The following is an 11,831-nucleotide window of genomic DNA, read 5'->3' as shown; positions in this document are numbered from 1 at the left end:
TCTGCCTTTGTATATAGCGGTTCTCAAAAAAGTGAGGTATGCCCTATGCCCTATGCCCTATGCCCACGGAACCCTATGCCCTATGCCCACGGAGCCCTATGCCGGATAGTACCTCATATGAGAGCTCGAAAGGCTATAAGTGCCTTCAGAAGACCTCTACATCAGTGCCTTGTGCCTTCTTCCTTCTGCCGCCAGAAGCCCTCTTCCTACTTCCTTCTGCCTTTTGAAGCCTTCTGAAGGCAGAAAATTGAGTATTGGCAACATAATTGAGAGAACAAAGCGTCTTGAGGCTTTATGATCAGGACTGTGTGTGGTGTGAAGTGAAGGAGTAAGATGACTGCCGACAGCCAACTAATCTCCGGCAAGGTAATTCGAGCGATCGCAAGACGCGGTTTTGGGTCTGTCCTGCAAGGAGATAGACGCATAAGTCGTTCTCTACAGAGCCTCGACGGAGAACTTTTCAAGCGGTTATTTGACATCCTGTTTTCCTTATCGGTTCTGATCCTGTTTGCTCCGGTTTACCTGCTTTTGGCTTTCTTAATCGCCTTAAGCTCGCCCGGCCCTATTTTTTACGTACAGGAACGAGTAGGCAAAAACCGTAAAAGGTTTTATTGCCTGAAATTCAGAACGATGGTGGAAAATGCGGACGATATATTGCTGGAAATCATGGAAAATTCTCCGCATTTGCGTCAAGAGTTTGAGGACAATTTCAAGCTGAAACAAGACCCTCGAATTACCTGGATTGGAAGATTTTTACGAATGACCAGTTTAGACGAGTTTCCCCAGTTTTGGAATGTTTTAAAAGGAGATATGAGTGTCGTCGGACCGAGACCTTTAGTTGAAGAAGAACTGCCGAGATACGGCAGTCACATCAACAAAATTCTCACCATAAGACCTGGAATTACAGGCTTGTGGCAAGTGTCTGGTCGCAACGACATTCCCTATCCCCGCCGAGTCCAAATCGACCTCTATTACGCAAATGACAAAAACCTTTGGATGGATATGTGGATTGTTTTCAAAACAATTGGAGTTGTGATTTTTCCCAAAAATAACGGCGCATACTAATTTTTGTCCGCAGTCAGCAATCGGTAGTTAGTTTTATTTGTTACTGACCACTGATGCTGACTACTGACAATCAGCGACAAACTCTTTGTCAAAACTAAACAGTTCCTGGATGCCGATCGCAGAATTGTGAGCTTAACTAAAGGGGAAAATAGTTAAATAAACCTACCTCTTATTCATCGAGAAAGATCAGTTCTTCTAGATAGACTACTTTAGGTTTAGGTGTTAAACTTAACTCTATAACCTTTGGCTTAAGGGGGATAGCCTACTTATCTTGGGATAGCCCACTACCCAACAGCGTAGGAAGTAAACTTCAACTAGCTTTAGGTAACTAAAGTTAAGTTTGAGTAAGTTTTATAAAGCAGTTTGAGAATACGACCGGCAGGGAGCAACAGCCTCTGCCAAAAAATTTATTGTGAATTAACACAGCCTGTCAAAGGAAAATCAGATGACCCAACGTAAGCGAGCGCTAATAACAGGTATTACAGGTCAAGACGGCTCCTACTTGAGCGAATTACTGTTAGAAAAAGGATATGAAGTTCACGGCATTATCCGGCGCAGTTCTAGTTTCAATACCGATCGAATTGACCACATCTATGTCGATCCTCACAGCGAGGGTGCGCGCCTGTTTTTACACTACGGCGACTTGACGGACGGCACCACTCTCCGCCGGATATTGGAAGAAGTTCAGCCGGTAGAAATTTATAACTTAGGCGCTCAATCTCACGTTCGAGTCAGTTTTGACTCGCCGGAATATACGGTTGACACAGTAGGGATGGGAGTATTGCGGCTGCTAGAAGCAATTCGGGACTATCAGCACCGCACCGGCATAGAAGTGCGGTTCTATCAAGCAGGTTCTTCGGAAATGTTTGGTTTGGTGCAGGAAGTTCCGCAGAAGGAAACAACTCCTTTTTATCCCAGAAGTCCTTACGCCTGCGCCAAAGTTTACGGGCACTGGCAAACAATAAATTATCGCGAATCTTACGGACTTTTTGCCTGCAATGGCATCTTGTTCAATCACGAATCTCCGCGCCGTGGCGAAACTTTTGTAACTCGCAAAATTACTCGCGCCGTGGCCAGAATAGTCGCCGGCAAGCAGAAAAAGATTTACTTGGGCAATCTCGATTCTAAGCGGGACTGGGGCTATGCTAAAGACTACGTGCGGGCGATGTGGCTGATGCTGCAACAAGACAAACCTGACGATTATGTCATTGCTACCAACGAGACCCATTCCATTAAGGAATTTCTCGATTTGGCTTTTACTTACGTCAATTTAGATTGGCAAAAATATGTGGAGTTTGACGAACGCTACTTGCGGCCGGCAGAAGTCGAACTGTTGATAGGCGATTCGACTAAGGCGCGCCAGCAATTAAATTGGGAACCTTCTGTAACTTTTCAGGAGTTAGTGCATTTAATGGTAGATGCTGACATGAAAGCTTTAGAGGAGCAAGGTCGAGGTTCGGGCAACGGATTTGATTAAGTCGCTAAACCAAGCCGTCAGTGGGAACAATTTGTAGGGGTAGGGCCCCGTGTCTACCCCTTTGGCGAAAGGCGCGCACCGGGGGATAGCCCCTGCACACACTTCACAACTGATCGGAGGATTGTTACAGGTATTAGCGTAGCGCGATCGGCATTCAAAGAACCAGCTTAATTGCTCGCAAAATTTTCGGCTGTGCGGGCTAAAAAAAACATTAAAATGATAGTTGAGGACTCGCGGCCCCTATATCTAACTTTCGGGTGTGCACGGCGCAAATTGTCCCTATCTGCAGCAGCTAAAACAAATTTGTGGGCAACCTCATCCTGTAGCTGAAAGCTTTTTTTGCTAAAGCAACAATTTTAGAATTGAAATTGTCGATCGACCTTTATTCAAAATCCCGAGGCTAAAATTATGACAAGCTTGGATGTAAGCAGCAAACGCATTCTAGTCACGGGCGGCGCCGGTTTCTTGGGCCGTCAGGTAATCGACCAGCTAGTGAAAGCAGGGGCCGATGCTGATAAAATTTCTGTAAGTCGATCGCGCGACTGCGACCTCCGCGTTATGGAAAACTGCAAGCGCGCCGCCGACCAACAAGATATCATCATTCACCTCGCCGCCCACGTCGGCGGCATCGGCTTAAACCTAGTCAAACCCGCTGAATTATTTTACGACAATTTGATGATGGGCGCGCAACTAATCCACGCCGCCTACGAAGCAGGAGTCGAAAAATTTGTCTGCGTCGGCACGATTTGCGCTTATCCCAACTTGACCCCAGTTCCTTTCAAAGAAGATGACCTGTGGAACGGCTATCCAGAGGTAACTAACGCACCTTACGGAATTGCCAAAAAAGCCTTATTAGTGCAACTGCAATCCTACCGCCAGCAATACGGATTCAACGGTATCTACTTGCTACCAGTAAATTTGTATGGCCCAGAAGATAACTTTGACCCAAAAAGTTCCCACGTTATCCCCGCATTAATTCGCAAAGTCCACGAAGCGCAAGAAAGGGGAGACAAAACACTGCCAGTTTGGGGCGACGGCAGCCCCAGCCGCGAGTTTTTGTATTCTACAGATGCCGCGCGGGGAATTGTGATGGCAACCCAAGATTACAGTGAATCTGACCCGGTTAATTTGGGAACGAATAGCGAAGTTAAAATTCGCGATTTAGTGGAAACGATTTGCGAATTGATGGGATTTGAGGGAGAAATTGTTTGGGAAACAGACAAACCGAACGGTCAGCCGCGCCGCTGTTTGGATACGGAAAGGGCTAAGGAAAAGTTTGGTTTTGTTGCGGAGGTGAAGTTTAAGGATGGGTTGAAAAATACCATTGATTGGTATCGAAAACACGCAGTTTGAGTGTGGAAAACCCGGTTTCTTCAAGAAACCGGGTTTTTTTAGGAATAATATTATTTCCGGTCGATTACCCCTAATACGGTAGGGGCGGGTTCACGAAAAATATCTGCCAATAATTGACAATCTCAAAAACCCGCCCTTTTAATCGCTCGATCGTACATGATATAATACTAAATGCGGGTGAGAAACCTCATTTATAAGAGTCGGCGATTGCCACCTATCCTACACAAACCAGTCCGCCTTCTGGCACTAAGAAATTATACAAATTTGGGTGATAATTCACTGACAATAGTCGGCAGTGAAAACCGCTATTACACTTGCCTCTTGTCGTCGCAGAGGGGAACTAAGAAATCATACCAATCGAGCGGCATCAGGGGCAGGTTCTCCGGTTCAAATTACTTTTGCAATAGGTTTAGTGTTCAAGATATGATAATTTCTTGGGAATTGGCGTGGGAAGTTTTTAATGTCGTAACAGTGCCAAATTTTTACAATCTGACAAAAAAGCTGGTGGGGTGACAACCCCGCCAGCCGTTCAATACGTCGTTTTATTGGGTTTGGGTGGTTTGCCACGAGAACCGCTGGTTTTTTTTACAAACATTCTCCCTGGGTATCCCAAGGAATGTTGGCGAAAAAAACCCTGAGTTTCTCCAGATTTATGATAATCTGTTCAATTCGTTCTTTTGACTGGGTATCAGTTGAAGTAATTTCGTGCAGATGCTTGAGATACTGTTTGCATTTTGCTTCAACTGCGTCGGCACCTTTATCAAAGGCTGTGGCTGTCTCTTGCCAATACTGGTCGATTCCTCCTAAGAATTTATCAACAACACCCTGTTTTTTGAATTGTTGGTGAATTTCTTTTGCTAACCGCTTCTGCCAAGCTTCCGTAAATAAACTCCACACAAAAGAAGCCACTCCAGCAGCTAAACCGATCCCTAGAACTATTGGGCCACCAATCGCAGCTACGAAAGAAATTACTGTTGCCGTGCCACCACCGATACTAATACCAAGTGCTGACAAAAGACTGACTAATTTCGCTACTAAGATATAGCTGCCAAGATTGCCAAGGCCTGCTGCCCAAGCGGCTAAGGCACCATAAGTACCTAAACCTGCTATCCCACCAAGAAAAGCTCCTTTTGTATCGAAGGGAATAGATACTACTATTCCATCTTTGTTGGGAAGTTTAGGCACTGGGTATTTTTCTAGAAAAGCGTCAATCTCAGCCTTGAGTTTTTCAGAATTGACACTAATCCGATTTTCTAAATGACTTTGCAGCAGATCGACTAAATAACCGGGAGCGTATTCTTGAGCCTCTTTCTGTTTGTCGTATCTCTGGCGAATCATTTGTTCTATAAACTCTACATCGATCTTTTTTGCCGCATAGGTCTGAAATGATTGGCGGGTATCTTTCTCTAATTCCTTAATTTGTTTGCTCACTTGACTGCGTTTTTGCCGCATTTCTCGCTGACGTTCTGGTTCATTTTTTTCCGCTTTGTCAAGATCCTTTCGATACTCCTCTATTTTGGCAACAGTTGTTTGATATTGCTCAATCGAGTTAGCGTATTCTTGTTTTTTGTCCTTTTTGACGGCATTGATTTCGCGGTCGATACGAGAGATGACTGGTTTAGGAAGAGTCTCGCAGAGGAGTTGAGTTAAATCATCAAAGAGACGCTGACAGCGATCCGGCTTTTCTGACCAGAAAGTGAAGAAACGCTTTTGCACATCTTCCTTGGTAATATCCCGCTTTGTTAGCTTCCGACGAAACTCTATAGCAGTTTCATCAAGTTCTTTATACAGTCTGGCTGAAGCTTTATTGAGAATTTTGGGAAGCTCATCGTCAGGGATACTCGGATCTGCGTGTGTCGCCACAATAAAGAAATTGCCTAGCGTCGGAAAGTCGTTGCACTCATTCTCTGGGGTCGGCAACAAACGCAGCAAATTCCGAAGCCGCACCATATCTTGACCATTGATGTGACCCTTGGCAGGAGAAGCATAAAGCAAGACATTAGCAATCTTGGTGGCACTATTAGCTTTCTCAACATCCTTTGATACTTCATCTTGTTTATCAGAGTAACCGGGAAGGTCAATCAGGTTACACCCTCTTAACAAAGGAGCATCTACATAAACTATAGCTGTATGTCCGCCGTCATTGCTGTCGTCAGAGTCATCATATTGGTGTACGCCATATTTTTCTAGCAGGTCAAAGGAGCCGAATTGCAAAAAATGCTTCTGACAACGCTCCCTATCCTCTAAATATAGGAAGTCAAAATTTAGCTTGCCGTTTTCATCTTGCCAAAATTTCTCATCAATAATGCCCACGTTTCCATCAAACCATTCGGGGCGACTTTCCACATGACAAACAATGGTAATGACTCTTGTTGCAGGCTGATAGCCTGTTGGCAATACTTTTTGGCCTAAAAGAGTATTAGCAAGATAGGATTTGCCAGAGTCAAAGGCTCCTGTCAAGACAACATTTGGTTTTTGGTAATACTGGTTAATTTGTTCTTGCAGAGCGTTAGGTTTACGTAGTTCCGTTGGCAATTCTAGCCAAGGTAAAAAAGAATTTTCATCGATATACTGATTAAGTAAATTTAGTCGGCGATAAAGTTCAGCGTAGGGACTGCCTGGTTCAATTCCTGGGAGTGGAGGTATTTCCTGTGACATGGCAGTTGCCATGTCTTCACCTAATATTAGCAGCCATTTTACTGCCATTCCCATCGGAACTTGTGCAGGGAACTGCTCATAATGTCTAACCTGATCTACAGAAATTCCGATCCCGGTGGCAACTGATTCTTGACTGATACCTTTTTGTTCCCGATAGCGTCTAAAATTAATGTTCATAGCATTCTGCTACCCGCTAGTTTAATCCACAGGAAGTTATTTGTTTTTTATAATTATCTTCTAATTATGAATTTATCGGAGTCATAAAATGTCAAATTTTATCAGCAATTGAGACGATCGCTCTGTCAGAAAACGTCAGATTGTGTCATCTTTGTCAGAAAATGTCATAAAAAATATGATAAAATAGGCAAAACTTTCACGCCTACCTGACTAATGAACGTTCAAGAAGTCTTGAGATTTGCCGATGACATGGTTTTCGCCAAGACGGGAGAACATTTGGAGGATCTGCAAAAAGCTATCCTGCTGGGTGTATGGAAAGGTCAAAGATACTCTAAAATTGCAGAAGAATCTCACTGCACAGAAGGTCATGTCAGAAATGTCGCATCGGAATTATGGCAACTACTCTCAGATGTATTAGGTGAAAATGTCAATAAATTAAATTTTAGGTCGGCATTGGAGAGGTCGCAATTTGCCTACTTTTCAAATTATGGAAAAAATTCTTTACAGATTGGTAATGTAAATGTCTGTAAGGAACCCCACGCTTAAAAGCGGGGGCTTTTGGGAAGTCCGGCTCGTTCCGAGCGGTTCAAGAAGAAAGCTCGAACCTTACCAGAGACAGGATTAGACCTCCGTTTTTTGAGTCATGATACCGGAGAATGCGACGCTAGTTTTCCGCTCTATCGCCAAAAGTTAAACAGGCTTAACGGGGTTAAACCAGTGCTTTTGACACAACAAGCTCATAAAACATTCTCGAAGCGAACTTTACCCAGCAATGGAGGACTTTATGTCTAATTTCGTTTTTGTACTTGATACCCAAAAACGACCGCTCAATCCAATCCGCCCAGGAATGGCTCGTAAATTGCTAACCACTGGCAAAGCTGCTGTTTTCAAAAGGTATCCATTCACGCTAATTCTCAAAGTAGAGGTAACGGTATCCCAACAACCCATCACTCTTAAAATAGATCCTGGCTCCAAAACCACGGGCATTGCATTAGTCGAAGGAGAAAACGTAATCTTTGGTGCAGAACTAACTCACCGAGGTCAATCAATTAAAGCCTGTTTGGAGTCTCGCCGTTCACTGCGTAGAGGCAGGAGAAATCGCCATACTCGTTATCGAAAGGCTAGATTTCTAAATAGAACTTGCCCTAAAGGATGGCTGGCTCCAAGCTTGCAACATCGTGTCGAAACAATCCTGACATGGGTAACTAGATTAATGAAAGTCGCTCCCATTAGTTCTATTGCTCAAGAACTTGTGCGATTCGACTTACAACGACTAGAAAATCCAGAAATTAGTGGACTGGAGTACCAGCAAGGCGTTTTATGTGGTTACGAAATCCGCGAATACTTGTTGAATAAATGGGATAGGAAGTGCGCGTATTGTGGAGTTACGGATACACCGCTACAAGTCGAACACATTCATCCCAAAGCCAAAGGCGGATCTAATCGTATTTCTAATCTTTGCCTTGCTTGCGAAAATTGTAATACTCGGAAGGGAACTCAAGATATTGAGCAATTCCTCTCCAAAAAGCCAGAGATTTTGAAGCGAATTCTATCTCAAGCAAAGCGGTCTTTAAAAGACGCAGCAGCAGTCAATTCAACTCGCTGGGCGTTATTTAACCGACTTCGTATGAATGGCTTGCTTGTTTCTACAGGCAGTGGTGGTCTAACAAAGTTCAACCGCACTCGATTAAATTTAGCTAAAACTTACTGGTTAGATGCTGCTTGTGTAGGCAAAGTCGAAGAATTAAAAGTGCTGACTTCTCAACCGCTGCTAATTAAGGCAGCAGGACACGGTACTCGACAAATGTGCGGCACAGATAAGTTTGGCTTCCCAATTCGTCACAAGTCGAGAAAGCAAATCCATTTCGGTTTTCAAACTGGCGATATTGTCAGCGCTACCGTCACAGCAGGCAAGAAGGTCGGCACCTATGTGGGACGAATTCTTTGCCGCGCATCCGGTTCGTTCGACATCGCCACAACGACGGGAAGAGTAGCAGGAATTAGTCATAAATATTGCAAATCTATTCACAAAAAAGATGGCTATTCCTATGGATTTTAATTCAAGGCGACTGAAGTCGCAGCCGCTTTCCTCCCCATGTCTAAAGCCAGGGGCTTCTCGCTCGTTTTCTGGTGATAATAGTTTGCAAGCTCCCGAAATCCCAAAAACCCGATCGCCCTCAACCCCCACCTCAGACACCTCCCAACCCCCAACCAGACTAGACTTAGCAGACGCACCTCATATTTCATCATTGTCCGATCGCACATCCGAACTCGCCACCCTGGAAAAATGGATCGTCCAAGAAAAGTGCACCCTCGCAACAATATCAGGACTCAGCGGTATCGGCAAAACCGCACTTTCCCTCCACCTCATTCAAAAAATTCAGCATAACTTTCAATACGTCATCTGGCGAAGTCTCCGCCACTCCCCACCCTTAGAAACAACCCTAAAAAATCTCCTAAAATTTCTTTTAAATCAACCCGAAATCGAACTCCCTACCAACTTTCCCGATGGACTTTCCCTGTTAATGGAATATCTGCGAAAAAACCGCTGTCTCATTATCCTCGACGACGTGCAAACCATTCTCAGCAGCGGACAACTAGCAGGAAATTACCGCCCAGAATGCGAAAGCTACAGCATCTTCTTCAGACAAATCGGAGAAACAACCCACAACAGTTGTTTAATTCTCAATAGTTGGGAACCACCCAGAGAAATTACCGCGTTAAAAGGAGAAAATTCACCAGTTCGCAGCTTACAACTCAAAGGCATAGGTGCAGCAGCAGCCGAAATTTTCCGACAAAAAAGTTTACTCAATCCCGAAACATGGGAAAACCTAATTAACACCTACCGAGGCAATCCATTGTGGTTGAAAATAGTCGCCACCACGATTCAGGAAATATTCCGAGGCCGGGTTGCATATTTTTTGAAATATGATATGCTATTCTTAGGGGAAGAATTGGCAGCAACATTGCACCCGCAGATAAATCGTTTGTCAGAATTAGAGAAAAAGCTAATCTCCCAGCTCAGTCGCGAAGCAAATTTAGTTTCAATAGAGCAATTGCTACAAGATGCCGATTTCTCGCCCTCAGACTTATTCGACGGGCTGCAATCTTTGGGGAGGCGATCGTTCGTTGAAATAGAAGAACAGGAGAATGAAACGCTATTCAATCTTTGTCCTGTGGTGAGACAATATGTAATATCAAATCCAGTTTGTTGATACTTTCCCACAGTCCGACAGTCCGGCAGGGGTTCAAACCCCTGCCTCAAAGCTAAAGTCGGTTAAAACTGATATGTTGCACCATTCTCAATTACTTGTTTAGGAACAGGCAAGATGCCTGTTCCACAAGAAAATTCACTCTTTGTGGAACGGGCATCTTGCCCGTTCTTGAGAATGGTGCAAGATGTGAGTTAAAACCGACTACAGAGTGTAATGAAAATGCCATTAATTGTAGTCCTCTTTTAGAGGACTTTCGCTGTGAGACAGGGGTTTTTAACCCCTGTCGAACTGGAAGTCAAACGAGAGATTCGATCGCAAATATGAATACTGCTGAACCTTCATTAACTAAAACTGAATTAAGAAAATCGCTCCTCAACACTCGCAAATCCCTATCAGCACAAGAATGGAGACAAAAGAGCACGAGCCTCTGCAATCACCTGCAAAACTCGCCCCTATTCACCCAAGCAAAAACAATTCTCGCCTACTTCAGTTGTCGCCAAGAACCAGATTTAAGTCCCCTATTTACATCTTCTGTGGAGGAGGAATCTTGCCTGCTCAATTCTGGAGACAGGCAAGATGCCTGTCCCACAAATGCCATTCCCACCCCTAAAAAATGGGGATTTCCCCGCTGTGTCGGCAAAGAGCTATCCTGGCACATCTGGCAGCCCGGAGATGCTTTACATACTGGAGCTTATGGCATACTCGAACCACTGCCGGATGCTCCTAAAATAGACCACTCAGAAGTAGATTTAATGCTCGTACCCTCAGTAGGCTGCGATGTTCGCGGCTATCGCTTGGGCTACGGCGGTGGCTATTACGATCGAATGCTCAGTTTAGCTGAGTGGGAATCAAAAGTTACGATCGCCACAATCTTTGAATTTGCCTTGCTGGCCCAACTACCCGTTGACTCCTGGGACAAACCGCTGCGCGGAATGTGCACGGAAAGTGGGTTAAAAATAATACAGCAAAAATCTTAAAGGTCGATCGAACAATAAATTTTCAGAAATTATCCCTAGATCCATGTTTATATATATTCTATTTAGGACTTGCACAAGTCTTTTTGAATCTAGAATCTAAAACCTAAAATCTAAAATACTATGGCCCAGCGCTACGTTCGAGTTAAAACAACACAAGGACACATCCATTACGGTTTACTGCAACTGGGCCACAGCGTTCAAGTATTTGATGCACCGCCCTGGTTAAAAGGACAACCAACCGATTTGGAACTTTCACCAGATACTTACCAAATTCTCGCCCCGTGCTCTCCCTCAAAAATTGTAGCCGTCGGCAAAAATTATGTCGATCACGCCGCCGAGATGGGAACCCCAGTACCGGAAGAACCCCTGCTGTTTTTCAAGCCTCCGAGTGCTGTCATCCCTGCAGGTGCAGCGATTCGCTATCCGCAGCAGTCGGAAAGGGTAGATTACGAGGGAGAATTGGCCCTGGTAATTGGCGAACATTGTACCAACTGCACTCCCGAACAAGCACACAGCAAAATTTGGGGCTATACCATCGCCAATGACGTAACAGCCAGAGATTTGCAAAAGCGGGACAACCAGTGGGCGAGGGCCAAAGGGTTCGATACTTTTTGTCCCTTGGGGCCTTGGATTGTCCGCGAATTGAGTCCTGCTGCACAATTGCAGACTTTTGTCAATGAGAGCGATCGACCCGTACAGTCATCCCAGATCGATCGCATGGTATTTTCGCCAGACTTTCTCGTCTCCTACATCAGTCAAGTAATGACCCTAATTCCAGGCGATGTGATACTGACTGGAACGCCACAAGGAGTAGGGCCGCTACAAATAGGCGATCGAGTCCGCATCGAAATTGAAGGCATCGGCAGTCTTGAAAATACTGTCACTCATTAGTTATGGGTTATTTGTGAG

9 protein-coding genes are annotated in these 11,831 nt (G+C 44.6%); 8 read left to right on the top strand and 1 reads right to left on the bottom strand.

The window, feature by feature from the left end; all coding sequences use genetic code 11:
• The first annotated feature begins 333 nt into the window (after window positions 1-333).
• From QUB10_RS01060 to QUB10_RS01050, 3 genes are all read left to right on the top strand, one after another.
• On the top strand, window positions 334-1,065 hold the full coding sequence (locus QUB10_RS01060; RefSeq protein ID WP_333076234.1) for a sugar transferase: 732 nt from the start codon (window positions 334-336) through the stop codon (window positions 1,063-1,065).
• Window positions 1,066-1,510: 445 nt separating this feature from the next.
• The gene (gene gmd, locus QUB10_RS01055) at window positions 1,511-2,542 is read left to right on the top strand and encodes a GDP-mannose 4,6-dehydratase (protein ID WP_333054667.1); all 1,032 of its coding nucleotides are present in this window, start codon (window positions 1,511-1,513) and stop codon (window positions 2,540-2,542) included.
• Between the two features lie 408 nt (window positions 2,543-2,950).
• A complete protein-coding gene (locus tag QUB10_RS01050) occupies window positions 2,951-3,895 on the top strand; it encodes a GDP-L-fucose synthase (protein ID WP_333198697.1) in 945 nt (314 codons plus the stop codon).
• Between the two features lie 585 nt (window positions 3,896-4,480).
• On the opposite strand, the gene QUB10_RS01045 is transcribed toward QUB10_RS01050, so the two are convergent.
• Entirely contained in the window at window positions 4,481-6,730 is a 2,250-nt protein-coding gene (locus QUB10_RS01045; RefSeq protein ID WP_333198695.1) for a dynamin family protein, read from the bottom strand.
• A 213-nt stretch (window positions 6,731-6,943) separates the two neighbouring features.
• On the opposite strand from QUB10_RS01045, the gene QUB10_RS01040 reads away from it, so the two are divergent.
• The 5 genes from QUB10_RS01040 (at window position 6,944) to QUB10_RS01020 (ending at window position 11,813) form a co-directional block, all read left to right on the top strand.
• On the top strand, window positions 6,944-7,276 hold the full coding sequence (locus tag QUB10_RS01040; protein ID WP_333198693.1) for a hypothetical protein: 333 nt from the start codon (window positions 6,944-6,946) through the stop codon (window positions 7,274-7,276).
• A gap of 238 nt (window positions 7,277-7,514) precedes the next feature.
• Window positions 7,515-8,789 (top strand): RNA-guided endonuclease IscB, encoded by a 1,275-nt coding sequence (gene iscB / locus QUB10_RS01035; protein ID WP_333198691.1) that lies wholly within the window; start codon window positions 7,515-7,517, stop codon window positions 8,787-8,789.
• Window positions 8,767-9,945 (top strand): ATP-binding protein, encoded by a 1,179-nt coding sequence (locus tag QUB10_RS01030; RefSeq protein WP_333198689.1) that lies wholly within the window; start codon window positions 8,767-8,769, stop codon window positions 9,943-9,945. Before iscB ends, QUB10_RS01030 begins: the two co-directional genes overlap by 23 nt.
• Window positions 9,946-10,265: 320 nt before the next feature.
• Entirely contained in the window at window positions 10,266-10,922 is a 657-nt protein-coding gene (locus tag QUB10_RS01025) for a 5-formyltetrahydrofolate cyclo-ligase (RefSeq protein ID WP_333198687.1), read from the top strand.
• A gap of 120 nt (window positions 10,923-11,042) precedes the next feature.
• Window positions 11,043-11,813: a fumarylacetoacetate hydrolase family protein gene (locus QUB10_RS01020; protein ID WP_333198685.1), complete on the top strand. Its 771-nt coding sequence runs from the start codon at window positions 11,043-11,045 to the stop codon at window positions 11,811-11,813.
• Window positions 11,814-11,831: the final 18 nt, after the last annotated feature.

This window comes from Microcoleus sp. B5-D4 (assembly GCF_036705145.1).
Classification (GTDB): domain Bacteria; phylum Cyanobacteriota; class Cyanobacteriia; order Cyanobacteriales; family Microcoleaceae; genus Microcoleus.
Note: the sequence above shows the minus strand (reverse complement) of the source record. Positions and strands in the feature narration are given on the sequence as shown.

Coding starts and splice junctions, on each gene's coding strand:
- QUB10_RS01060 (WP_333076234.1), top strand. CDS start 334: ATGACTGCCGACAGCCAACTAATCTCCGGCAAGGTAATTCGAGCGATC.
- gmd (WP_333054667.1), top strand. CDS start 1,511: ATGACCCAACGTAAGCGAGCGCTAATAACAGGTATTACAGGTCAAGAC.
- QUB10_RS01050 (WP_333198697.1), top strand. CDS start 2,951: ATGACAAGCTTGGATGTAAGCAGCAAACGCATTCTAGTCACGGGCGGC.
- QUB10_RS01045 (WP_333198695.1), bottom strand. CDS start 6,730: ATGAACATTAATTTTAGACGCTATCGGGAACAAAAAGGTATCAGTCAA.
- QUB10_RS01040 (WP_333198693.1), top strand. CDS start 6,944: ATGAACGTTCAAGAAGTCTTGAGATTTGCCGATGACATGGTTTTCGCC.
- iscB (WP_333198691.1), top strand. CDS start 7,515: ATGTCTAATTTCGTTTTTGTACTTGATACCCAAAAACGACCGCTCAAT.
- QUB10_RS01030 (WP_333198689.1), top strand. CDS start 8,767: ATGGCTATTCCTATGGATTTTAATTCAAGGCGACTGAAGTCGCAGCCG.
- QUB10_RS01025 (WP_333198687.1), top strand. CDS start 10,266: ATGAATACTGCTGAACCTTCATTAACTAAAACTGAATTAAGAAAATCG.
- QUB10_RS01020 (WP_333198685.1), top strand. CDS start 11,043: ATGGCCCAGCGCTACGTTCGAGTTAAAACAACACAAGGACACATCCAT.